Annotated in this window: 22 protein-coding genes and 1 riboswitch; of the genes, 7 read left to right on the top strand and 15 right to left on the bottom strand. The window is 71.4% G+C overall.

Annotated elements, in window-relative coordinates:
* Positions 1-432 precede the first annotated feature (432 nt).
* The 3 genes from ACGF0D_RS02180 to ACGF0D_RS02170 all read left to right on the top strand — a co-directional run bounded on the left by ACGF0D_RS02180 (position 433) and on the right by ACGF0D_RS02170 (position 4,982).
* Entirely contained in the window at positions 433-1,713 is a 1,281-nt protein-coding gene (locus ACGF0D_RS02180) for an extracellular solute-binding protein (RefSeq protein WP_392874228.1), read from the top strand.
* Between the two features lie 237 nt (positions 1,714-1,950).
* Positions 1,951-3,009, top strand: coding sequence for an SIS domain-containing protein (locus ACGF0D_RS02175; protein WP_392913640.1), 1,059 nt, complete (start codon positions 1,951-1,953; stop codon positions 3,007-3,009).
* A gap of 452 nt (positions 3,010-3,461) precedes the next feature.
* A complete protein-coding gene (locus tag ACGF0D_RS02170) occupies positions 3,462-4,982 on the top strand; it encodes a sensor histidine kinase (RefSeq protein ID WP_392873269.1) in 1,521 nt (506 codons plus the stop codon).
* Between the two features lie 478 nt (positions 4,983-5,460).
* Here the strand turns inward: ACGF0D_RS02170 and ACGF0D_RS02165 are convergent, their stop codons facing one another.
* Together ACGF0D_RS02165 and ACGF0D_RS02160 are read right to left on the bottom strand one after the other, a co-directional pair.
* Positions 5,461-5,712 carry a WhiB family transcriptional regulator gene (locus ACGF0D_RS02165; RefSeq protein WP_014138019.1) on the bottom strand — a complete coding sequence of 84 codons (252 nt, stop codon included), beginning with the start codon at positions 5,710-5,712 and terminating at the stop codon, positions 5,461-5,463.
* A 368-nt stretch (positions 5,713-6,080) separates the two neighbouring features.
* Complete coding sequence (locus ACGF0D_RS02160) at positions 6,081-7,052, bottom strand: diacylglycerol/lipid kinase family protein (RefSeq protein ID WP_392913639.1); 972 nt, start codon at positions 7,050-7,052, stop codon at positions 6,081-6,083.
* Positions 7,053-7,102: 50 nt separating this feature from the next.
* On the opposite strand from ACGF0D_RS02160, the gene ACGF0D_RS02155 reads away from it, so the two are divergent.
* Entirely contained in the window at positions 7,103-7,531 is a 429-nt protein-coding gene (locus ACGF0D_RS02155) for a hypothetical protein (protein ID WP_392913638.1), read from the top strand.
* Positions 7,532-7,603: 72 nt separating this feature from the next.
* Here ACGF0D_RS02155 and ACGF0D_RS02150 read toward each other — a convergent pair whose 3' ends face one another.
* The 8 genes from ACGF0D_RS02150 to sodN form a co-directional block, all read right to left on the bottom strand.
* The gene (locus ACGF0D_RS02150; protein WP_392873261.1) at positions 7,604-8,617 is read right to left on the bottom strand and encodes an RNA polymerase sigma factor SigF; all 1,014 of its coding nucleotides are present in this window, start codon (positions 8,615-8,617) and stop codon (positions 7,604-7,606) included.
* Between the two features lie 179 nt (positions 8,618-8,796).
* Complete coding sequence (locus ACGF0D_RS02145) at positions 8,797-9,207, bottom strand: anti-sigma regulatory factor (RefSeq protein ID WP_392873258.1); 411 nt, start codon at positions 9,205-9,207, stop codon at positions 8,797-8,799.
* A 191-nt stretch (positions 9,208-9,398) separates the two neighbouring features.
* Complete coding sequence (locus ACGF0D_RS02140; protein ID WP_392873255.1) at positions 9,399-9,875, bottom strand: GNAT family N-acetyltransferase; 477 nt, start codon at positions 9,873-9,875, stop codon at positions 9,399-9,401.
* 10 nt (positions 9,876-9,885) lie between these two features.
* Entirely contained in the window at positions 9,886-10,269 is a 384-nt protein-coding gene (locus ACGF0D_RS02135) for a nuclear transport factor 2 family protein (RefSeq protein WP_392873252.1), read from the bottom strand.
* 88 nt (positions 10,270-10,357) lie between these two features.
* Entirely contained in the window at positions 10,358-11,350 is a 993-nt protein-coding gene (locus ACGF0D_RS02130) for an ABC transporter substrate-binding protein (protein WP_392913636.1), read from the bottom strand.
* Positions 11,351-11,377: 27 nt separating this feature from the next.
* Positions 11,378-12,187 carry an ABC transporter ATP-binding protein gene (locus tag ACGF0D_RS02125; RefSeq protein ID WP_392913719.1) on the bottom strand — a complete coding sequence of 270 codons (810 nt, stop codon included), beginning with the start codon at positions 12,185-12,187 and terminating at the stop codon, positions 11,378-11,380.
* A 5-nt stretch (positions 12,188-12,192) separates the two neighbouring features.
* Entirely contained in the window at positions 12,193-13,272 is a 1,080-nt protein-coding gene (locus tag ACGF0D_RS02120) for a FecCD family ABC transporter permease (RefSeq protein ID WP_392913635.1), read from the bottom strand.
* Positions 13,273-13,363: 91 nt separating this feature from the next.
* A riboswitch (cobalamin riboswitch) is annotated at positions 13,364-13,513 on the bottom strand.
* An 88-nt stretch (positions 13,514-13,601) separates the two neighbouring features.
* Positions 13,602-13,997: a superoxide dismutase, Ni gene (sodN, locus tag ACGF0D_RS02115; protein ID WP_045699892.1), complete on the bottom strand. Its 396-nt coding sequence runs from the start codon at positions 13,995-13,997 to the stop codon at positions 13,602-13,604.
* 268 nt (positions 13,998-14,265) lie between these two features.
* Between sodN and sodX the strand changes: the two genes are divergently transcribed.
* Entirely contained in the window at positions 14,266-14,628 is a 363-nt protein-coding gene (sodX, locus tag ACGF0D_RS02110) for a nickel-type superoxide dismutase maturation protease (protein ID WP_392874222.1), read from the top strand.
* Between the two features lie 44 nt (positions 14,629-14,672).
* Here the strand turns inward: sodX and ACGF0D_RS02105 are convergent, their stop codons facing one another.
* From ACGF0D_RS02105 to ACGF0D_RS02085, 5 genes are all read right to left on the bottom strand, one after another.
* The gene (locus ACGF0D_RS02105) at positions 14,673-15,254 is read right to left on the bottom strand and encodes a CGNR zinc finger domain-containing protein (RefSeq protein WP_392913634.1); all 582 of its coding nucleotides are present in this window, start codon (positions 15,252-15,254) and stop codon (positions 14,673-14,675) included.
* Between the two features lie 134 nt (positions 15,255-15,388).
* Positions 15,389-16,141: an amino acid ABC transporter ATP-binding protein gene (locus ACGF0D_RS02100; RefSeq protein ID WP_392913718.1), complete on the bottom strand. Its 753-nt coding sequence runs from the start codon at positions 16,139-16,141 to the stop codon at positions 15,389-15,391.
* A gap of 47 nt (positions 16,142-16,188) precedes the next feature.
* Positions 16,189-17,163: an amino acid ABC transporter permease gene (locus ACGF0D_RS02095; RefSeq protein ID WP_392873240.1), complete on the bottom strand. Its 975-nt coding sequence runs from the start codon at positions 17,161-17,163 to the stop codon at positions 16,189-16,191.
* Positions 17,164-17,199: 36 nt separating this feature from the next.
* Positions 17,200-18,123: an ABC transporter substrate-binding protein gene (locus tag ACGF0D_RS02090; RefSeq protein WP_392873237.1), complete on the bottom strand. Its 924-nt coding sequence runs from the start codon at positions 18,121-18,123 to the stop codon at positions 17,200-17,202.
* A gap of 419 nt (positions 18,124-18,542) precedes the next feature.
* On the bottom strand, positions 18,543-19,472 hold the full coding sequence (locus ACGF0D_RS02085) for an ABC transporter substrate-binding protein (protein ID WP_392873234.1): 930 nt from the start codon (positions 19,470-19,472) through the stop codon (positions 18,543-18,545).
* A gap of 581 nt (positions 19,473-20,053) precedes the next feature.
* On the opposite strand from ACGF0D_RS02085, the gene ACGF0D_RS02080 reads away from it, so the two are divergent.
* On the top strand, positions 20,054-21,247 hold the full coding sequence (locus tag ACGF0D_RS02080) for an NADP-dependent malic enzyme (protein ID WP_392873231.1): 1,194 nt from the start codon (positions 20,054-20,056) through the stop codon (positions 21,245-21,247).
* A gap of 97 nt (positions 21,248-21,344) precedes the next feature.
* Complete coding sequence (locus ACGF0D_RS02075; RefSeq protein ID WP_392913633.1) at positions 21,345-22,307, top strand: zinc-binding dehydrogenase; 963 nt, start codon at positions 21,345-21,347, stop codon at positions 22,305-22,307.
* Positions 22,308-22,347 lie beyond the last annotated feature (40 nt).

Here is a 22,347-nt window from a genome sequence, read left to right as displayed (position 1 = left end):
TGTCCGGGGACGTCGGCCCACGGGCCCGTCATGCGCATGTCGCATGGCGGGCCCGTTCCGTTTCCCGGGCGTCGACCTGCGGATCCTCCGGGTGACCGTGTTCCCTCAAGCAGGCCTTAAATCCACCTTAAGATTCACTTGGGGTGACGGAACGGCGACTGGCCGCCACGCGGTACAACAGCTCTGCAACGGCCGCCCCGAGGAGGGCTTTTGGTCGTTGACACCACCTATGGTCTAGGCCAGAGTCCAGTCATCCGGTTCGAGATTCAACCTCGCCGGATGTGGTATCGGCCCTCCCCGAAGCTCTTCGCCGCCCCCTGTCCGGACTCTCCGCCACGGGCGACGCCAATCACGCTGCCGGCGGGCAACACGGCTCTACAACCCTCGGAGGATGGCGTGAAGAAGCGTCAGCTCATCTCGACGCTCGGGACCATGGCACTGGCGGTCGGTCTGACGGCCTGTTCCTCGGCCGCGAAGCCCGCGGGCGGCGGCGCTCCCGCCGGCTCCGCGGACGCGAAGGGCGCCGCCGGCACCGTCACCGTCTGGCTGATGGACGACGCCCAGAAGAACTGGCCGGACCTGGTCCAGCGGGTCAACGACGAGTTCGCGGCGAAGTACCCGAACATCAGCCTCAAGCTCGTCTACCAGGGTTGGGCCGACAAGGTCGGCAAGCTCGACAAGGCCATCGCCGACGGCAGCGCCCCCGACGTGGTCGAGCTGGGCAACACCGAGACCATGAAGTACGTGCTCTCCGGCGCGCTGGCCCCGGTGGACCGCAGCACCTTCGACAACTCCGACACCTGGATCAAGGCGCTCGCCAACACCTGCACGTACCAGGACAAGCTCTGGTGCGTGCCCTACTACGCCGGCTCCCGGGTCGCCATCTACAACTCCACCGCCTTCCAACAGGCCACCGGCAGCGCCGACTTCCCGAAGACGGAGACGGAGCTGCTGGCCGCGCTGGACAAGATCGCGGACCGGAACAAGGCCGACAAGACCTTCTCCCCGCTGTACCTGCCCGGCCCGTACTGGTACGCCGCGATGAGCTACGTGGCCGCGTACGGCGGCGCCATCGCCAAGTTCGACGGCTCCGGCAACTGGCACGGCACCCTGCACGACCCCAAGTCCCAGCAGGGCATAGCCCACTTCGTCGACCTGGTGCGCAAGTACAACAAGGGCGACCTGACGGTCAACGAGCAGAACCAGTTCGAGTCGATGGCCCGCGGGCACGCCGCGTCCTTCTACGGCAACGGCTACGAGGCGGCGAGTGTCACCGCGCCGGTCACCGGCGACCCGAGCCTCAAGGACGCCGTCAAGGTGGCCACCATGCCCGGCCCGGACGGCAAGCCGCTGCCGACCTTCATCGGCGGCTCCGACCTCGCCCTCACCGCCAAGTCCCAGCAGGCGGCGGCGGCCGCCGACTGGATCCGGATGTTCACCGGCACCAAGTCCCAGCAGGCGCTGGCCGACAAGGACATCCTGCCGAACAACCTGACCCAGCTGAACCCGCTGAAGAACAAGCCGACCACCGCCGCCGCGGCCAACGCCGTCCCGGACGCCTGGTTCACCCCGCTGGCACCCGGCTGGGGCGCGATCGAGAAGCAGAAGATCATCCCGGACATGCTGGCCTCGATCCTCAAGGGCAAGTCGGTGGACCAGGCCACCAAGGAGGCCGACGCCGCGATCGACCAGCTGATCAACAAGGCGTCCTGACCTTCCGTCGCGGATCGTCGCGGTGCGCCCCTCCGGCTTCCGGAGGGGCGCGTCCGTCCGGCCTCCGGGGGCGCACCCCGTCCTCGCGGGGCGCGCGGACGGAGTGCCCGGCGGCAGGTGCGACCGTAGGATTGCCGCACGAAGTACCGCAGCGAGTGTGCGGACTCGCCGCCGTGGAGGTCCCCGCCGGGCAGCCGCCCGAGCGGGGTCGAACCGTCTCATCGGAGGCAGACCCAGATGTCCGACCCGCAGACTGTTTCCGTCCCCGGCCGGATCATGGCGGCGGAGATGGCCGAGCAGCCGGCCGTCCTCCAGCGCATCCTCGACGAGGGTGCCCCGAAGATCCGCGAGGTCGCCGCACAGATCGCCGCCCGCAAGCCGCGGTTCGTCCTGCTCACCGCGCGCGGCACGTCCGACAACGCCGCGCTGTACGCCAAGTACCTGATCGAGATCCTGCTGGGCAAGCCGGCCGGACTGACCTCGATGTCCACCACCACCGCGTACGGGGCCAAGCCGGACCTCACCGACGTCCTGGTCGTCACCGTCAGCCAGTCCGGCGGCTCGCCCGACCTGGTGGCCTCCACCAAGGCCGCCCGCGAGGCCGGCGCCGTCACCCTCGCGGTGACCAACAACGCCGCCTCGCCGCTGGCCGAGGTCTCCGAGTTCCACATCGACGTGCTGGCCGGCCCGGAGAAGGCGCTGCCGGCCACCAAGACCTACACCGCCGAGCTGCTGGCGCTCTACCTGCTGGTCGAGGGACTGCGGGGCGGTGACGGCTCGGCCGCCGAGGGGCTGCCGGGGCTGGCCGCCGGGGTGCTGGCGCGCAGGGCCGAGGTGAAGGCGCTGGCGGAGCGCTACCGCTTCGCCCAGCGCCTGGTGATCACCTCGCGCGGCTACGGCTACCCGACCGCCCGCGAGGCGGCGCTCAAGCTGATGGAGACCACCTACATCCCGGCCACCCCGTTCTCCGGCGCGGACCTGCTGCACGGTCCGCTGGCCATGGTGGACAACGTCTCGCCGGTCATCGCGATCGTCCCGGACGGCAAGGGCGGCGAGGCCCTCCAGCCGGTGCTGGACCGCCTGCGCGGGCGCGGCGCGGACCTGGTGGTGGTCGGCCGGCAGGCGCAGGTGGACGCCGCCTCGGGGGGCTTCGCGCTGCCGGCCGGCGTGCCCGAGGAGGTGCAGCCGATCCTGGAGATCCTGCCGCTGCAGCTGCTGGCCTACGAGGTCACCATCGCCCGCGGCCAGGACCCGGACGCCCCGCGCGCCCTGGCCAAGGTCACCGAGACGCGGTAGCCCGCCCCGGGCGAGGAGTCGGCCCCCGGTCCACAGGCCCTGTGGACCGGGGGCCGACTTCCTGAGCGGCGGACAAGTGGTTCCGGGGGTGGAAAGCACTACGGGCCACGGCGCCGACACGGGACCCTCAACCCGTGCGGCACCGCAGCCCGGAGCTGTCGTCGGGCGCCGGAGTCGGTCGAGAACTGTGCGGGGTCCTCGATCTGTGGCGTCCGACCGAGGAGGGGTCGCGCGCGGTCAGGGCAGTTGCGCGGGGGCCTCTCCTTGGTGCTCTTTCATTGTGGACTAGACCAATCTCGGTTGTCCAGGCCTCTCGGCAAATTGGTCTAAACAACTCCGGGGGTGACAGGACCCCGCGCCGGGCCTCCCGCCGGACCCCGCCCGGGCCCTCCCGCAGGCCCGCTCCCAGGTCCGCCGCGCCCCGCCGGGACCGGCGGCGATACGCTCGCCATGTGCCCTCGCTGAACGAACTCGTCCGCCGCCACACCACCCTCACCGGGGCCGACGTGGAATGGCTCCACCACCTGGTCTCGGAGTGGCAGCTGCTCTCCGACCTCTCCTTCGCCGACCTGGTGCTGTGGATCCCCACCTGGGACGGCATCCGCTACGTCTCGGTGGCGCAGATGCGGCCCAACACCGGGCCCACCTCCTACCAGGACGACATGGTCGGCCACCTCGTCCCGCGCGGCCGCCGCCCGCTGCTGGACGCCGCCTTCGACGAGGGCCGGATCGTGCGCGAGGGCGACCCGGAGTGGCGCGAGGAGGTCCCGGTCCGGGTCGAGTCGATCCCGGTCCGGCGCGAGGGCAAGGTGCTGGGCGTGATCGCCCGCAACACCAACCTGCTGACCGTCCGCACCCCGAGCCGGCTGGAGCTCACCTACCTCCAGAGCGCCTCCGACCTGGCCCAGATGATCGCGGCCGGCTCCTTCCCGTTCCCCGACGTCGAGCAGGCGGACATGGACGCCGCGCCCCGGGTCGGCGACGGCCTGATCCGGCTGGACGCGGACGGCATCGTCACCTACGCCAGCCCCAACGCCCTCTCCGCCTACCACCGGCTCGGCCTCACCACCGACCTGGTCGGCAGCCACCTCGGCCGGGCCACCGCCGACCTCGCCCCGCCGTCCCGCTCGGCCGTGCACGAGGCGCTGGTGAAGCTGGCGAGCGGCTGGGCGCCCCGGCAGACCGAGGTCGAGGCGCAGGGGGGAGTGGTGACCCTGCGGGCGATCCCGCTCAAGCCCAAGGGCACCCTGACGGGTTCGCTGGTGCTGTGCCGGGACGTCACCGAGCTGCGCCGCCGGGACCGCGAGCTGATGACCAAGGACGCCACCATCCGGGAGATCCACCACCGGGTGAAGAACAACCTCCAGACCGTCGCGGCCCTGCTGCGGCTGCAGTCCCGCCGGATGGACTCGGAGTCCGGCCGGGCCGCGCTGGACGAGGCGGTGCGCCGGGTCGGCTCGATCGCGATCGTGCACGAGACGCTCTCCCAGGCACTGGACGAGCAGGTGGCCTTCGACGAGATCGCCGACCGGGTGCTGGCGATGGTGATGGAGCTGTCCCAGGACGGCCGGGTGGCGACCCGCCGCACCGGCAGCTTCGGCATCCTGTCCGCCGAGGTGGCGACCCCGCTGTCGATGGTGCTGACCGAACTGCTCCAGAACGCCCTGGAGCACGCGTTCGGCCCGACCGCCTCCGGGAACCTGGAGGTCAGCGCGCTGCGCGGCCGGGCTCCGGCGACGGGGAAGGGCTGGTCGGACAGCTGGAACGGCGGCGCCCGGCCGGAGGAGTACCTGCTGATCACGGTGCAGGACGACGGCCGCGGCATGCCGGAGGGGTTCGACCCGAAGACGGCGGGCAACCTCGGGCTGCAGATCGTCCGGACGCTGGCCACCGGTGAGCTCGGCGGCACCTTCGACATGGTGGCCGGCCCGAACGGCGGGACCAAGGTGATCCTGGAGATCCCGGTCCGCTGAGGCCGCGCGAAGGTGTGCGACGTTGCGTGAAGGTGCGTGGCGGGGGCGTGCACGCGGCGGAAGCGCCGGGTGCACGCTCCACGCACCGGCGTGCGGAGCGCGGGACCGGAGTGCGGAACCAGGCACGCAACCGGGTGCGCAACCGGGGGCGGAAACAGAAACGAGGCCCTGTCGACCGGGGGGGGGTGGGTCGACAGGGCCTCTCAACCCGTTCCGGCCGTCGGGGGGAGTCGGCCGGAGCGGGGGCTCTGGGTGGTGCGACACCTCGCCGGTGCGTTGCACACGGTGAGCGCCATAGCTCCACAATATTGCTCTAAGTGAACAGTATCAAGTGCCTGGGCGGGTCCGGTGTCGCGGGACCTGGCTGGGCGAGGTCCTTTGTGCGGAAGGCTTCACCAGGAGGTGCAGGGAAGCCTTTGATCATGTGTCGATCGGTACTGCGTTGCTGCTGGTGCTACGGCGTGTGATCGCCGGGCGATCAGGCGGTGCGGGCGCGGTTGCGGGCGGCGCGGCGCTTCATCGCGCGACGCTCGTCCTCGCTCATGCCGCCCCAGACGCCGGCGTCCTGGCCGGTCTCGAGCGCCCACTGGAGGCACTGCTCCATCACCGGACAGCGGCGGCACACGGCCTTGGCTTCCTCGATCTGCAGCAGAGCAGGACCGGTGTTCCCGATCGGGAAGAACAGCTCCGGGTCCTCTTCGCGGCAGACAGCGCGGTGGCGCCAGTCCATGGTCGTCCAACTCCTCCTGCCGCGGGGGGTGGCCCGATCGGCACAATCGAATGGCTTGTGAATGTGAACGCTTTCACGAATCCCGCAACAGCAAAAGAGACCAGAGGCCCGCCGGGCCCGGGTGGTCTGTGCTGAGGGGATTCGGCGATTCGAGGGACGAACCGCGGTCGGCGCTCCTGTGGTTCCGGAGTTGCCGTCGCTGCGATGTGTCCCGATCGCCATGTAGAGGTTCGCAAACCTCGGGCTCGGATACAACCCCCTTCGGGGAGGAATTTTGGATTCTTCGGTGTCGCCTAGCTCACAGCCAGTACTTCTATGGAGTGAAGGGGGCTTGTGCGTTCGAGAAGAAGGAGGAACCCCCCTTCCAGTCACACAATCACACGCAGTGCCCGCCGTACGCCTGTGAAACTGACGCGACTCCTGTCTCCAAGATGGTCCCCGTCGACCTGGAACGGGGCCGCTTCCTCCGAAACCAAGGTGAAGTGTCTGACGTCGTGATAGGAGACGACGTGCTTCCCGGAGGGGCCGGCCGGAGGGGCGCCGTCGCTCGAAGGCGCGTACGACCGCAGGATCTGACGGACCGTTCGAGCCGTGCCGAACGCCGTCATCCGGGTGATGCCGAAGACGTCCAGATCCGTGTCGAAGGAGGCGAGCGGTGAGGGGTAGACCGGACGGTTGCCGAGGAAGGTCCACGGCGAGGTGTTGCTGACTATCGACAGGACCAGGCCCGAAACCCGCTCGCGGCCAGGCAGCTCAAGGGAGACCGGGCCGGAACGGCGCTGCTCACGCTGGGTGAAGTAGTGCCGCAGGGCCTGGCCGACATACAGGGCGTGGGTGGACTTGCGCCCGGCCCGTCGCTGCTCCTCGACCCGGCCGACCACCCCGGCGTCGAAGCCGAGGCCGGCGGTGAAGGTGAACCAGCGGTCCGGCAGCCCCTCCGTCATCGCCTTGCCCAGCCCGATCGGCCGCTCCCGGCCGTGTTCCAGCGCGTCCAGCAGGGCACCGGTGGCCTCCACCGGGTCGTTGGGCAGGCCCAGCGCGCGGGCGAACACATTGGTCGAACCGCCCGGCACCACGGCCAGTCGCGGGACCTTCTCGCCCGGGCCGTGCGCCAGCAGCCCGTTCACCACCTCGTTGACGGTGCCGTCCCCGCCCAGCGCCACCACCAGGTCGACCGTGCCGTCCTCCGCCGCCTCGCGGGCCAGGTCGCGCGCGTGGCCCCGGTACTGGGTCTCGGCGACCTCCAGCTTGAGATCGCTGCGCAGGGCGTGGATCAGGACGTCCCTGGTCCGGCCACTGGTGGTGGTGGCCTTGTGGTTCACGACCAGGAGAGCGCGCATGGGGAAAGCCTACGGGTCGGTACGGACCAACCGGCGGCTACCCTGCTGGAGTGACCGCAGAAACCTCCGCCCCCGCACCCTCGGCCGGCTCCGGGCGCCCGGCCTCCCTGACGCTGGGCGCCGCCATCACCGCCCTGGAGGGCGTCGCGCTGGCCCTCGTCGGCGTCTCGGACATGGTGTCCGCGCTGTCCGGCCAGGCCAAGCAGCTCGCCCTGAACGAGTTCGGCGGAGCGGTCATCGTGCTGCTCGGCGTGCTGCCGGTGCTGGCCGCCCGCGCGCTGCTCAGGGAGCGCCGCTGGGGCCGTAGCCCGGCCGTGCTGACCAACTCGATCTGCCTGCCGGTCGCCTACTACATGTTCGAGAGCGGCGGCGCGATGATCGCGGTCGGCGCGCTGGTCGGCGTGCTCGGCCTGGTGGGCATCGGCTGCCTGCTGAACCCGAAGTCGACGGCGGCCCTGTATGCCCCGTCCGAGGACTAGGGCACACAGGGCCGGGGGCACACGGGGCCGGGAGTCGTACGCGCGGCCGCCCGAACTGAGCGGCCGTCAGTCCTACTCCTCCACCAGGAGCTTCTCCCGCAGCTGCGCCAAGGTCCGGGCGAGCAGCCGGGACACGTGCATCTGGGAGATCCCCACCTCGGCGGCGATCTGCGACTGGGTCATGTTCCGGAAGAACCGCAGCACCAGGATCTTCTGTTCCCGGGGCGGCAGTTGGGCCAGCAGCGGCTTGAGCGACTCGCGGTACTCGACGCCCTCCAGCGCCTCGTCGGTGGCGCCCAGGGTGTCCGCGACGGCCGGCGACTCGTCGTCGCTGTCCGGCACGTCCAGGGACAGCGTGGAGTACGCGTTGGCGGACTCCAGGCCCTCCAGGACGTCCTCCTCGGAGATCCCCAGGTGCTCGGCCAGCTCGTGCACCGTGGGGGAGCGGCCGTGCCGCTGGGAGAGCTCGCTGGTCGCCGTGGTGAGCGACAGCCGCAGCTCCTGGAGCCTGCGCGGGACGCGCACCGCCCAGCCCTTGTCGCGGAAGTGCCGCTTGATCTCCCCGACGATGGTCGGCGTCGCGTAGGTGGAGAACTCGACCCCGCGCTCGTGGTCGAAGCGGTCCACCGACTTGATCAGGCCGATGGTGGCGACCTGGGTCAGGTCGTCCAGCGGCTCGCCCCGGTTGCGGAAGCGCCGGGCCAGGTGCTCGACCAGCGGGATGTGCATCCGCACCAGCTGGTTGCGCAGCTCGACCCGCTCCGGGGAGCCCTCGGGCAGCGCGGACAGCCGGACGAACAGCGCGCGGGCGGCCTCCCGGTCCGGGGCGCCGGTGCGGTGCGAGCCCTGGGTGGGGACGGTGCCGTGCAGCTCGGCCTCGCCCGCCGGGTCCGTCCCGTCCGCCGGGTCCGGCGGGGGCGCGGCGGCAGGCGTCGGCTCGGACGTCGGCTCGGTGGGGTGGCTCATCCGCTGGGCGTCCTTCGGGTGCGCTTCGTCGTTGGCGGCGAGGCCGGGAACGCTCGCCTGGGTCGGTACGGCAGGTCCCGCCGTCGCGAGGCCGGTACGGTCCAGATCACTCACGGCCATTCCCCCGTTCCGTTCCGGGAGCACCGGGGCCGACGGCCCCGGAATCGTCTCGTTGGTCGTACCGCGTGGGCGGCGGTACCGGGAGCCGTCCGTCGGGCCCCGGGGCGGGGATCGGCGGACGGCCCTTGCGCGGGTGCTGCTCGGTGCTGCTCGGTCGTGCGGTTCGGCTCGGCGCCCGGCTAGTGGACGGGAGAGCCGCCGCGCTTCTTGTGCAGGCTGATCGACACGGTTTTGTCCTCGGCGACCGAGGAGTCGACCTCGCCGGCCAGGGCGGAGAGCACCGTCCAGGCGAAGGTGTCCCGCTCGGGGGCCTTGCCGTCGGTGGTCGGGGCGGAGACGGTGACCTTCAGCGAGTCGCCGACCAGCCGGAACTCGCAGGACAGGACGGAGCCGGGCACCGCCTGCTGGAGCAGGATGGCGCAGGCCTCGTCGACCGCGATCCGCAGGTCCTCGATCTCGTCGAGTGTGAAGTCCAGCCGGGCCGCCAACCCGGCCGTCGCTGTTCGCAGGACGGAGAGGTAGGCCCCCGCTGCGGGCAGCCTGACCTCCACGAAGTCCTGAACACCGAGATCGCCGTCGATCTGGGACACCCTTGCCTCCTGGGTGACGCGCTGTGCCTTCTTTGGTACCCCGCTTGTTACCGCTTGCTGCCCCCGAAGGGGGGTCCGGCGCGGCGGATCCACCATCGCTCTGCCTTCCGCAACCCCGGTTCGGGAGTTACTCATGGTAAGGCATTGCGACGCAGGGTGGCAGACCCTTTCTCCGGACTCCGGAGAGCCGTTCAGCGCCGTCCGGCGTCGGCCAGCGCCTCGTCGGTGAGCCGGTACACCGTCCACTCGTCCATCGGCACCGCGCCGATGGACTTGTAGAAGTCGATCGAGGGCTGGTTCCAGTCCAGGACCGACCACTCGACCCGGGAGTAGCCGCGCTCGACGGCGATCCGGGCCAGTTCCAGCAGCAGCGCCTTGCCGTGGCCGCCGCCGCGGGACTGCGGGCGGACGTACAGGTCCTCCAGGTAGATCCCGTGGGTGCCGCGCCAGGTCGAGAAGTTGCGGAACCAGACCGCGAAGCCGACCGGCTCGCCGGTGGTGTCGTCCTCGGCGATCAGCCCGAACAGGGCCGGGTTCTCGCCGAAGAGGGCCTGGTGCAGCTGTTCCTCGGTGGCCTTCGCCTCGTGCAGTGCCTGCTCGTAGTCCGCGAGTTCGCGGATCATGGCGTGGATGACGGGGACGTCGGTGGCGACGGCGGTGCGGATCATGCCACTGAGCCTACTGCTCGGGACCGGTCTCGTCCCAGGCCTGGACGGAGGTCTGGTCGACGATCCGGCCGTCCCGCAGCCCGGCCATCGAGGACATCAGTACCCGGACGCCGTCCGGGTACCGGCAGGACTCCAGGAAGGCGACGTGGTCGCCCTGGACCACCACCTGTTCCAGCTTGTGGGTCATCTCGCGGCTGTAGATGTCGTCCAGCATGGCGCCGATCTCCTCCCGCCCGTGCATCACCAGGGGGTGGCTGGGCTGGGTCTTGCGATCGACCATGCGCAGTTCGGCGTCCTCCGCGTAGAGCGCGAGGAGGGTCTCGGCGTCGCGGCGCTCGATGCCCTGGCGCAGTGCGCGGGTGTCGAAGGCGGCGGGGGCCGCCGTGGTGGTCATGATCTCGCTCCTCCGGTCGGGTTCCGTCGGCTCGTACCTTGAGCGTACGCCCGGCCGCCCGGGGCCGGAGGAGCGAGAGCGGGGCCGGTCAGCGGGCCGGGACGGTGCGCAGGTACCCGGCCAGCGCGCCGATCGCGGCCGGGTTGCGCGGGCTCTCCACCAGGTCGACGTAGTCCATGACGAAGAACCGGTCGTTGCGGATCGCGGCGACGCCGGCCAGCGGCGGGAAGGACTTGAGGAACTTCCGCTTCTCCTCGGCGCCGGTGCTGCCGTAGTTGTTGATCACGATCACCTCGGGGTCGCGCTCCACCACGCTCTCCCAGCCGGCCGTGAGCCAGGTGTCGGTGAGGTCGCCCATGACGTTGGTCCCGCCGGCCTTGGCGATGATCTCGTTGGCGGCGGCGAACTTCCCGGCGGTGTACGGCTTGTCCTGCCCGCTGTCGTACAGGAAGACGGACGGGCGGCGCTCGGGCTGCGGGACGGCGGCGATCCGCGCCTTGAAGTCGGCGATCAGCTTGTCGGCGCGGTCCTTGACGTCGAAGACCTCGCCGAGGTTGGCCAGGTCGGTGTAGAGCGCCTCCAGCGGGTCCATCACGCCGCGCTCGGTGCCCTTGCCGCTGCGGCAGGACTCGCTGAGCACGTACGAGTCGATGCCGAGCGCCTTGAGGGTCTGAGGGGTGACGCCGCGGCCCTCGTCGAAGCCGTAGTGCCAGCCGGCGAAGACCAGGTCGGCCTTGGCGTCCAGGGCGATCTCCTTGGTGATGATCTGCTTGGAGAGCCACTTCGCCTGCTGGTAGCCGTCCTTCCAGGCGACCTGGTCGATCTTCCCCTTGTCGTCGGGCATCACGTAGCCGGCCATCCGGTCGGCGAGGCCCAGGGAGAGCATCAGTTCGGTGATGCCGACGTCGTTGGTCACCACCCGGGCGGGCTTCCGGTCGAAGGTGAGCTTCTCGCCGCAGTTGTCCACCGTCACCGGGTAGTGGGCGGAGGCGGTGGCGGTCTCCTCGGGGGCGATCTCGGCCCCGCAGGCGGTGAGTCCGAGGGTGAGCAGGGCGGTGGCGGCAACGGCCTTGGTGCGCACGGTGGTTCCTCTGAGCAGGGGGGCGGATCAGGCGGGGCGGTCGAGACGGTCGAACAGCAGCTGGAGGGCGCCGCTCTCCGGGTGCCGCACCGGGGTGGCCCGGACGCCGAACACCTCGGCCAGCAGGGCGGGTCGGAGCACCTTCTCGGGCGTGCCGGAGGCGACGATCCGGCCGGCCCGCAGCACGTACAGCAGGTCGCAGTGACCCGCGGCCAGGTTGAGGTCGTGCAGCGCGGTGAGCACCGTCGGGCCGGCCTCGCGGGCGAGCGCCAGCACCTCCAACTGGTGGGCGATGTCGAGGTGGTTGGTGGGTTCGTCCAGCACCAGCAGGCGCGGCTCCTGGACCAGGGCGCGGGCGAACAGCACCCGCTGCTTCTCGCCCCCGGACAGGCTCAGGAAGCCGCGCTCGGCCAGGTGTCCGGCCCGGACCTTGCGCAGCGCCTCGGCGCAGCGCTCGGCGTCCCCGTCGGTGGGGGCGCCGAAGCCGCGGCGGTGCGGCAGCCGGCCCATCGCGACCACCTCGGCGACGGTGAAGTCGAACTCGGCGGAGTGCTCCTGGGTCAGCGCGGCCACCCGGCGGGCCGCCTCGCGGGCGGTGAGGGCGTGCAGGTCGTCGCCGGCCAGCCGGACCGCGCCGCCGGCCGGCTTCAGCACCCGGTAGACGCAGCGCAGCAGCGTCGACTTGCCGCTGCCGTTCGGGCCGATGAGCCCGACCACCTGTCCGGCGGCGGCCGCCAGGCTCACCTCGTGGACCAGCCGGGTGCCCGCCAGTTCCACCGAGACGGCGTCGACGGCGAGGTCCTGGGCGTGCGCGGCCACGGCGGCCGCCTCGGTCACGTCGGTCACCGGGTGCCTCCGAAGGACTGGCCGCGGCGCCGCATCATCAGCAGGAAGGCGGGCACGCCGAGCACCGCGGTGAACACCCCGACGGGCAGTTCGGCGGGCGCCAGCAGGGTGCGCGAGGCGATGTCCACCCAGACCAGCAGCAGGGCCCCGGCGAGCGGGGCGATCACCAGCACCCGGCGGTGCCCGGCGCCGACCAGCATCCGGGCCAGGTGCGGCATCAGCAGCCCGACGAAGCCGATCGCCCCGCTGACCGCGACCACGGTGCCGGTGACGGCGGCGGTCACCACGAACAGCTCGCGGCGCAGCCGGTCCGGGTCCACGCCGAGCGAGGCGGAGGTCTCGTCGCCCATCGCGAGCGCGTCCAGCCGTCCGGCGGCGCAGGCCAGGTAGGCGAGGCCGGCCAGGACGGTGACGGCGGCGATCGGCACCGAGCCCCAGGTGGCGCCGCCGAGGCTGCCGAGCAGCCACATCATGGCGTCCCGGGCGGCCTCGCCGCGGTCGGCGGCGAAGACCATCAGGGTGGTGGCGGCGGAGAACCCGTAGGACAGGGCGGTGCCGGTGAGCACCAGGCGCAGCGGGGTGAGCCCGAACGCGGTGCGGGCGGCGAGGTAGACCAGCGTCATGGCGGCCAGGGCGGAGCCGAAGGCGGAGGCGGAGATCGCCCACACGCCGAGCGAGGCGAAGGCGCCGAACAGCAGGACGGCGTTGGCGCCGACGGCCGCGCCGGAGGAGATGCCGAGGACGAAGGGGTCGGCCAGCGCGTTGCGCACCAGGGCCTGGACGGCGACGCCGCAGGCGGCCAGTCCGGCGCCGACCACGGCGGCCAGCACGGTGCGCGGCAGCCGGATCTCCCAGACGATCGCGTACGCGGCCGCCTCGTCCGCCTCCAGCCGACCGCCCGTCAGCCCGGCGCCCAGCAGCCGCAGCACCCGGGGCAGGCCGAGCCCGGAGGAGCCGAGGGCGACCCCGCAGACCAGCGAGAGCAGGAGGGCGGCGCCGAGGCCGGCGGCGAGCGGGACGACGGGTATGCGACGAGTGGGCGGGCCGACTGCCCGGTCTGCGGGTGCGCGGTTCACGGGTGCGCCTTGCCTCGGGCCGGGGGTGCGCCGGGGCGGGCGCGGGCCGGGGCGTGCCGGGGCGCCGTTCCCCTCGCAGTCCACGGCGAGTTGTCGGGAGTTCGGCGGCCGAGGGCGATCGGGCTGGCGCGGCCGTACGGGCTGGTACGGGCCGTGCTCACCGTTGCGGGTCAGCGCCGGATTCACACCGGACTTCCCCCTCGGACGCCCTGGCAGCATAACAGCCACTCAGGGCAGGCAACCCTTACCGGCCGGGGGTCGGGCGTGAACGCACGACCGCCCCCGTCCGGTGGTCCGGACGGGGGCGGTCGGGTGGCGACGCGTCAGGCTCAGGCCTGCTTGGTCTCCCAGAAGATCTTGTCGACCTCGGCGATCAGGTCCAGCAGGGCCTGGCCGGTGGCCGGGTCGGTGGACGCCTTGGCGGCCGAGGCGGCCTTCAGGGTGTCGTTGATCAGCTGGTGCAGCTGCGGGTACTTCTCGAAGTGCGGGGCCTTGAAGTAGTCGCTCCACAGCACCGAGATGTGGTGCTTGACGGCCTCGGCGCGCTGCTCCTTGATGATGATGGCGCGGGCGCGGAAGTGCGGGTCCTCGTTGGCCTGGTACTTCTCCTGGGTGGCCTTGACGGACTCGGCCTCGAGCTTGGCCTGCGCGGGGTCGTACACGCCGCAGGGCAGGTCGCAGTGGGCGTGGGCGGTGGCGCGCGGTGCAAACAGACGAGAGAACATGGGAGTCCTTCCTTAGATCGTCTTCCCGCGCCCGAGATTACCCTTCCGCCCTCCCGGTTTCGCGATCGGGCGGCGGGCCTAGGGCGAAAGACGGACCCGGAACCGGGGTATTCCGGACATCGGAGCGCTGACGGCCCGTACGGCAGACTGGGGGACGGGCGGAGCGGGAGGAGGAGTCGTGGCGCGGAGCACGCGACCGGAGGACGTCGGAGCCGGGGACCGGGGCGGAGTGCTGCCGTTCGGGCTGGTCGAGGTGGCGGGGCCGTCGATGGTCCCGACCCTGCGCGAGGGCGACCGGCTGCTGGTCCGGTACGGCGCGCCGATCCGGCCGGGCGCGGTGGTGGTCTTCCGGCACCCGTTCCAGCAGGACCTGCTGGTGGTGAAGCGGGCCGCCGAGCGCCGGCCCAAGGGCTGGTGGCTGCTGTCCGACAACCGCCCGGTGGACAGCGACAGCCGCAGCTACGGCGCCGTCCCGGACGAGCTGGTGCTCGGCCGGGTGCTGCTGCGGCTGAGCCCGAGCCCGGCCTGGCTGGCGCCGGGGCGCCGGCTGGAGCGGCTGCTGCTCACCCCGCGGCTGGCCCGGGTGCCGGGCCTGGCCCGCCGGCTCGGCGCCTGGGTCGAGGAGGTCTGAGGCCCCAGGGCCCCGAACTCCCGAGGCCCTGAGTTCGCGAGGGCCTAGGCCCGGGCCGCGGCCTCCGCCTCCTGGCGCTTGCGGGCCCGGTAGGCGGCCACGTTGGCGCGGGTCGCGCAGCGGTCCGAGCAGTAGCGGCGGGAGCGGTTGGTCGAGGTGTCCAGGTAGGCGTTGCGGCAGGGCGCGGCCTGGCAGATGCCGAGCCGGTCGGCGCCCAGCTCGGTCAGGTGGACGGCCAGGCCCATGCAGGCGACCGCGGTGAAGTGCGCGGTGGCGGTGGGGGAGTTGTCGGCCAGGTGCAGGTGCCAGCGCGGCCGCCCGGCGTCGTCCAGGTAGTCGTGTCCGGAGACCAGCGGGCTGACGGGGTACTCCATCAGCAGGCTGTTCAGCAGGTCGACGCCGCGGACCTCGTCGCCCTCGGCGGCGGCCTCGAAGACGCCGCGCAGCCTGGTCCGCACCGCCCGCAGCCGGGGCAGGTCGGACTCGTCGGCGAGGGCGGCGGCCCGCGAGGAGTCGGAGAACAGGCCGCGCACCGCCTCCACGGAGGTCAGCGTGTCGGTGCCGCGCTCGGGCTCCTCGGTGTTCACCAGCCGAACGGCGAGATCGGCGTAGGCGGCGAGCTCCACAGGGGTCCTTCCAGATTCGGTAACGGGCTGACTGCTTCCAGCCTATTACTCGTACGGCGTTCCGGCCTCCTTTCCCCGGTGGGAAAGGGGTCGGCGCCCGGCAGGACGGGTCTGCCGGGCGCCGACGGTACGGCCTAGAGCACCTTGGACAGGAAGGCCCTGGTGCGCTCGTGCTGCGGGTTGGTGAGCACCTCGCGGGGGTTGCCGGACTCGACCACCACGCCGCCGTCCATGAACACCAGGGCGTCGCCGACCTCGCGGGCGAAGCCCATCTCGTGGGTGACGACCACCATGGTCATGCCCTCCTCGGCGAGGCCGCGCATGACGTCGAGGACGTCGCCGACCAGCTCCGGGTCGAGCGCGGAGGTGGGCTCGTCGAAGAGCATCAGCTTGGGCTTCATGGCCAGCGCGCGGGCGATCGCCACGCGCTGCTGCTGGCCGCCGGAGAGCTGCGAGGGGTAGTTCCCGGCCTTGTCGGCCAGGCCGACCCGCTCCAGCAGGGCCATGCCGCGCTCGCGGGCGTCGGCCCTGCTCTCGCCCTTGACCTGGACCGGCGCCTCCATGACGTTCTCGATGGCGGTCATGTGCGGGAACAGGTTGAAGCGCTGGAAGACCATGCCGATGTCGCGCCGCTTGAGGGCGACCTCGCGGTCCTTGAGCTCGTGCAGCCGGTCGCCCTTCTGCCGGTAGCCGACCAGCTCGCCGTCCACCCAGAGGCGGCCGCCGTTGATCTTCTCCAGGTGGTTGATGCACCGCAGGAAGGTCGACTTGCCGGAGCCGGAGGGGCCGATCAGGCAGAACACCTCGCCCTGCTTGACCTCCAGGTCGATGCCCTTGAGCACCTCGACCGGGCCGTAGGACTTGTGCACGTTCTCGGCGCGGACCATGGGCTCGGTGGACGCCGCGGCGTCGGCGGGGGTCTTGCTCAGGTCGGTCATACGTGACCACCTCCCTCGAGCCCCGGGACGACGTCGGCGTTCGTCTTGGGGGCGGGCTTCCCGGCGAACAGGCCCCGCAGCCGCTGCAGCGGGGTGGGCGGCAGGGTGCGGTTGGAGCCCCGGGCGTAGTGGCGCTCGATGTAGTACTGGCCGATGGTCAGCACCGAGGTGAAGAACAGGTACCAGAGGCTGACCACGATCAGCAGCGGGATGTTCTGGTAGTTGCGGGAGTAGATGACCTGGCCGGCCCGGAAGATCTCCTCCAGGGAGATCACGGAGACCAGCGAGGTGGTCTTGAGCATCGAGATGGTCTCGTTGCCGGTCGGCGGGATGATCACCCGCATGGCCTGCGGCAGGACGATCCGGCGCATGGTCTGGAACCGGCTCATGCCGAGCGCGTGCGAGGCCTCGGACTGGCCCTCGTCGACCGACTGGATGCCGCCGCGGACGATCTCCGCCATGTAGGCGGCCTCGTTGAGGCCGAGGCCCAGCAGGGCGGCGACGAAGGTCGGGATCAGCACGTTGGTCTGCTCGGACCAGAACTCCGGCCCCCACGGCACGCCGATCGACAGCTTGGCCCAGATCAGGCCGAGGAAGTTCCAGAACACCAGCTGAACCAGGACCGGGGTGCCGCGGAAGATCCAGATGTAGACCCAGGCGACGCCGGCCAGCAGCGGGTTCGGGGAAAGGCGCATCACCGCGAGGACGATGCCGCCGACCACGCCCATGAGCATGGCGAGAACGGTCAGTTCCAGCGTCACCAGCAGGCCGTGCATGATGCTGTCGTGGAACAGGTACTGACCGACGATGTCCCACTTGAAAGCGGGGTTGGTGAAGAGGGCGCTCACGAGCATCGCCGCGAGTACGGCGATGACGACGGCGCCGGCCCAGCGTCCGGGGTGACGGACGGGGACGGCCCTGATGGTCTCGGGCCGCCCCTTCTCCGCCGTCCCCTTGTCCAAAGAGTTCACGGTGTGGCCTCGGGGGAGAAGTGAAGCGTACGAGGGTCAGGAGGCGCCGTTGACGACCGACTTTTCGATGGCGCCGGCCTCGACACCCCACTTGTTGAGGATCTGCTTGTAGGTGCCGTCGTCGATCAGCGACTGGACGGCGCCCTGGATGGCCGGGGTGAGCTTGGAGCCCTTGGCCAGGGCCACGCCGTAGGGGGCCACGCCGTAGGTCTCGCCGACCTTCTCCAGCTGGCCGCCGGACTGCTTGACCGCGTAGTCGACGACCTGGGAGTCGGCCATCAGCGCCTGGTCGCGGCCGGAGACCACGGCGTTGGTGACGTCCGTCTGGAGGTCGAACTTGTCGCCCCCGTTCTGGATGCCCGGCTTGCCGGCCTTGGCGCAGTCGGGGTCGCGGGTGTCCTTGATCTCGTCGGCCTGGGTGGTGCCGGTCTGGACGGCGACCTTCTTGCCGCAGAGGTCCTTCGGGTCGATCTTCTCCGGGTTGCCCTTCTTCACCGCGACGGCGCTGCCGGAGTTGAAGTAGGTGACCATGTCGACGATCTGCTCGCGCTCCTTGTTGTCCGTGAAGGACGACATGCCGAGCTGGAACTTGTTCGACTGGATGCCAGGGATGATCGCGGTGAAGCCGGAGTCCTGGACCTCGGCCTTCAGGCCGAGCTTGGCGGCGATGGCGTTGGCCAGGTCGACGTCCATGCCGATGACCTTGCCACTGTCGTCCTTGAACTCGTCCGGCGCGTAGGAGGCGTCCGCGCCCACCACGAGCTTGCCGGCCGCCTTGACGTCATCCGGGACGAGCGAGGCCAGCTTGGGATCGGCCTTGACCTCGTTGACGGTCGCGGAGGCGTTGGGGGCGCCGCTGCCGTCGCTCTTGCTGCTGCTGCAGCCGGTCAGCACGAGGGAGACCGACGCGGCGACCACACCGGCTGCGAGGAGCCGGCTGCGCTGGGTACGGGTGGTCATGAGGGGGATCTCCATCCTGGGGGAGAGAGGTCGGGCGGAGCGCGCCGCGGGAGCGGCGCACCGGAACGGCGAGCCGCGCGGCTCGGTACGGGTGCGTGTCGCCGTACGTCGTCGTACGTGCAGGCCGGGTCGTGCAGTTGCCCGGGCGCGGGGGTGCCGCCCGGGGGTGTACGAGGTACTGCTTCCGCCACCCTCCGCCGAGGTGGACGTTGACCGGTCGGCCTCGACCAGTGGCCGGCTCGATCCGAGATGGGGGGAATCCTGCCATCTGATGACAGTCAGGTGGCCCTCATCCAGATCAAAATCGGATAACGAGGGGTCGCACTGTCCGCTATTCGGACTTATCCCGTGTCCCTGTCACTCTGCGCATAGGTATGCAGACCCGTCCGTGCCGTACCCGGGGGTCCGCCGCCCGCCGGTCAGATGCCCCCGTTGACCACCGCGTTCTGCGCCGCGCCGGCGCTCACGTTCCACTTGGCCAGGATCTTGTCGTACTCACCGCTGCGGATCAGCTGGTCGATCGCCTTGGCCAGCACGTCGCGCAGCTGCCCGTCGTCCTTGCGCAGCGCGATCCCGTACGGGTTGGAGGTGGACTGCCCGCCGGTCACCTCGAAGCGGGCGCCGCCGTCGGTGGTCTTCGCCGCGTAGGCGGCCACCGGGAAGTCGTTCAGGCCGGCCGCGGCCGCGCCGGAGGCGACCTCGGCCAGCGCCTTGGTGTCGGTGTCCAGCTTGTGGGGGACCAGCGCGGGACGGCCGGCCCGGGTGCAGACGGACACCTGACGGGTGACGATCTCGTCCTGGGTGGTGCCCTGCTGGAGCGCGACGGTCTTGCCGCACAGGTCGTCCAGGCTCTTGATCGCCTTGGGGTTGCCCTTCGGGACGACGATCGAGGTGCCGGCGATGAAGTAGTCCACGAAGTCCACGCCGGGGCCGGCCTGCTTGCCGTTCTCGTCCAGGGCGTCACGGCGCTTGCGGGTGTCGCTGAGCGCCGACATCGCCACGTCGTACTGCTTGGCCTGGAGGTTCGGCACCAGCTTGTCGAAGGGGGTGTCGACGAACTCGACCCGCACGTCGAGGATCCGGCCCAGGGCGGCGGCGAGCTCCGGGTCGAGGCCGGTCGGGGTGCCGTCCGGGCCGCGGAACTCCACCGGGGCGTAGTTGACGTCCATGCCGACCCGCAGCACCCCGGCCGACCGCAGGGTCTTCGGCAGCTTGCCGCGAAGGTCCTTGACCGGATCCTCCGCGGCGGCCTGCCCGCCACTGCCGCAGCCGGTCAGCAACAGGGCTCCGGCGGTCGTCAGGGCGGCGGCGGCCGGGATCGGACGGCGGGCGAGGCGGGCGTGACGCATGAGGGCGGCTCCTGTGGGAGGGACGGGCGCCGCCACGGTGTCGCGCGGGTGTACGCGAAATGGCGGACAAGCGATCCTGCCATCCCGGCCTGCCGGGCCCGGCAGCGGGTGTGTCAGAATTCGGTACCGGGTGACCCCCGAACGCTCGAACCAGACCGACGAGCCCCGACAGGCTCGCGGTGCTCGGGAACGGAAGTCCTCACGCGGCTCCGTATCCGGGGCGCCGACTCCCTTCGGACCTGCGTTCACTCCTGCGGGTGCGCGTGCGCTCATGCCGCTGCCGCCGCCGGTGCCCTGCGCTGAGACGCCGGGCTTCCGTGACGCGACAGCTCGGCGATGAACCGTACGTGACGAGGACGAAAAGGCATAGGTGCGATGCCGTCGTCCGACCTACGCTCGGCCCGTAAGCACAACGCGGACAACAGAAGACCCAACAAAACCCTCATCCGAGGGCGCCGCCCGACGGCAGCGCCCCGACCCTGACCCCGGGTCCGCTTCGGCGTACCCGGTTTCCGGTTTCCGGCCGGGTCGTCCTCCCGTCGGCCGCGCGTCCTCGCCAGATCAATGACGAAGAGGTCATCGTGGCAGCGGAGATCATCAGCAGCACCCAGGACACCGACGATCCGGTCGACGCGGTTTTCGCGCTCCACCGCGGCGGCAAGATGGAGATCCGGGCGACCGTCCCGGTGCGCGACGCGGACGACCTGTCCCTCGCCTACACCCCCGGTGTCGCCCGGGTCTGCACGGCCATCGCCGAGCAGCCGGAACTGGTCAACGACTACACCTGGAAGTCCAACACCGTCGCGGTGGTCACCGACGGCACCGCGGTGCTGGGCCTCGGCGACATCGGCCCGCAGGCCTCGCTGCCCGTGATGGAGGGCAAGGCCATCCTGTTCAAGCAGTTCGGCGGCGTGGACGCGGTGCCGATCGCGCTCGCCTGCACCGAGGTCGACGAGATCGTCGAGACCGTGGTCCGGCTGGCGCCCTCCTTCGGCGGCGTCAACCTGGAGGACATCTCCGCGCCCCGCTGCTTCGAGATCGAGCGCCGGCTCCAGGAGGCCCTGGACATCCCGGTCTTCCACGACGACCAGCACGGCACCGCGATCGTCACCACCGCCGCCCTGTGGAACGCCGCCAAGGTGACCGGCCGTGAGATCGGCTCGCTGCGGGCCGTCATCTCCGGCGCCGGCGCGGCCGGCATCGCCATCGCCAAGATGCTGGTCGCGGCCGGCATCGGCGACGTGGCCGTCTGCGACCGCAAGGGCGTGGTGTACGAGGGCCGCGGCGACCTCACCGACGTCAAGGCCGAGATCGCCGCGCGGACCAACCGCACCGGCCTCAAGGGCTCGCTGGCCGACGCGATGGCCGGCGCCGACGTGTTCATCGGCGTCTCCGGCGGCACTGTGCCGGAGGAGGTCGTCGCGACCATGGCCGAGGGCGCGTTCGTCTTCGCGATGGCCAACCCCACCCCGGAGATCCACCCCGAGGTCGCGCACAAGTACGCCGCGGTGGTCGCCACCGGCCGCAGCGACTTCCCGAACCAGATCAACAACGTGCTGGCCTTCCCGGGCATCTTCGCGGGCGCCCTCCAGGTCCGCGCCTCCCGGATCACCGAGGGCATGAAGCTGGCCGCCGCCAAGGCGCTGGCCGGCGTCGTGGCCGACGAGCTGACGCCGCAGAAGGTCATCCCCTCCCCGTTCGACGAGCGGGTCGCGCCGGCGGTCACCAAGGCCGTCGCCGAGGCCGCCCGGGCGGAGGGCGTGGCGCGGATCTGACGATCCGACCGGACACCGCCGATCGGCCCGGGGCCGGGACACGCGTCACACGTTCGCGTGGTTCCCGGCCCCGGCCGTCGGGGCTATCGTCCGGGGCATGTTCGCTGCCTACGCCGCACGTATCGACGCCGCCGACCCGCTGAGCGGGCTGGAGCTGGGCGAGCTCCCCGAGCCGCAGGCCCGTCCCGGATGGAGCGTGGTCACGGTCCGGGCCGCCAGCCTCAACCATCACGACCTCTGGTCGCTGCGCGGGGTCGGCCTGCCCGCCGAGAAGCTGCCGATGATCCTCGGCTGCGACGCCGCCGGCGTCGACGAGCACGGCAACGAGGTGGTCGTGCACTCGGTGATCGGCCAGAGCGGCCACGGGGTCGGCCCGGACGAGCCGCGGTCCATCCTGACGGAGCGCTACCAGGGCACCTTCGCCCAGCGGGTGGCCGTACCCACCTGGAACCTGCTGCCCAAGCCCGCCGAGCTGAGCTTCGAGCAGGCCGCCTGCCTGCCCACCGCCTGGCTGACGGCGTACCGGATGCTGTTCACCAACGCCGGGGTCAAGCCCGGGGACACCGTCCTGGTGCAGGGCGCGGGCGGCGGGGTGGCGACCGCGCTGGTCGTCCTCGGCAAGGCGGCCGGCCTGCGGGTCTGGGTCACCGGGCGGGACGAGGCCAAGCGCGCCCGGGCGGTGGAGCTCGGCGCCGACGCGGCCTTCGAGAGCGGCGCCCGGCTGCCCGAGCGGGTGGACGCGGTCATGGAGACGGTCGGCGCCGCGACCTGGTCGCACTCGGTGAAGTCGCTGCGCCCGGGCGGCACCATCGTCATCTCCGGGGCCACCTCCGGCCCCAGCCCGAGCTCCGCCGAGCTGAACCGGATCTTCTTCCTGGAGCTCAAGGTGGTCGGCTCGACCATGGGCACCAAGGAGGAGCTGGCCGGGCTGCTCTCCTTCTGCGCCAACACCGGCGTCCGGCCGGTGATCGACTCGGTGCTGCCGCTGGCCGAGGCCAGGGACGGCTTCGCCCGGCTCGCCAAGGGTGACGTCTTCGGGAAGGTCGTCCTCAACCCCTGACCCGGGGCCCGCCCGACGGCGCCCTGACGCCCCGGCACAT

Source organism: Kitasatospora sp. NPDC048298 (assembly GCF_043201465.1).
Taxonomy (GTDB): domain Bacteria; phylum Actinomycetota; class Actinomycetes; order Streptomycetales; family Streptomycetaceae; genus Kitasatospora.
This window is presented reverse-complemented; position numbering and strand designations above follow the sequence as displayed.

Excerpts from the sequence above, each read along its gene's own strand:
- ACGF0D_RS02180 (WP_392874228.1), top strand. The coding sequence starts at position 433 with ATGGCACTGGCGGTCGGTCTGACGGCCTGTTCCTCGGCCGCGAAGCCC.
- ACGF0D_RS02175 (WP_392913640.1), top strand. The coding sequence starts at position 1,951 with ATGTCCGACCCGCAGACTGTTTCCGTCCCCGGCCGGATCATGGCGGCG.
- ACGF0D_RS02165 (WP_014138019.1), bottom strand. The coding sequence starts at position 5,712 with ATGGACTGGCGCCACCGCGCTGTCTGCCGCGAAGAGGACCCGGAGCTG.
- ACGF0D_RS02160 (WP_392913639.1), bottom strand. The coding sequence starts at position 7,052 with ATGCGCGCTCTCCTGGTCGTGAACCACAAGGCCACCACCACCAGTGGC.
- ACGF0D_RS02150 (WP_392873261.1), bottom strand. The coding sequence starts at position 8,617 with ATGGCCGTGAGTGATCTGGACCGTACCGGCCTCGCGACGGCGGGACCT.
- ACGF0D_RS02140 (WP_392873255.1), bottom strand. The coding sequence starts at position 9,875 with ATGATCCGCACCGCCGTCGCCACCGACGTCCCCGTCATCCACGCCATG.
- ACGF0D_RS02135 (WP_392873252.1), bottom strand. The coding sequence starts at position 10,269 with ATGACCACCACGGCGGCCCCCGCCGCCTTCGACACCCGCGCACTGCGC.
- sodN (WP_045699892.1), bottom strand. The coding sequence starts at position 13,997 with ATGTTCTCTCGTCTGTTTGCACCGCGCGCCACCGCCCACGCCCACTGC.
- sodX (WP_392874222.1), top strand. The coding sequence starts at position 14,266 with ATGGTCCCGACCCTGCGCGAGGGCGACCGGCTGCTGGTCCGGTACGGC.
- ACGF0D_RS02100 (WP_392913718.1), bottom strand. The coding sequence starts at position 16,141 with ATGGTCCGCGCCGAGAACGTGCACAAGTCCTACGGCCCGGTCGAGGTG.
- ACGF0D_RS02090 (WP_392873237.1), bottom strand. The coding sequence starts at position 18,123 with ATGACCACCCGTACCCAGCGCAGCCGGCTCCTCGCAGCCGGTGTGGTC.
- ACGF0D_RS02085 (WP_392873234.1), bottom strand. The coding sequence starts at position 19,472 with ATGCGTCACGCCCGCCTCGCCCGCCGTCCGATCCCGGCCGCCGCCGCC.
- ACGF0D_RS02075 (WP_392913633.1), top strand. The coding sequence starts at position 21,345 with ATGTTCGCTGCCTACGCCGCACGTATCGACGCCGCCGACCCGCTGAGC.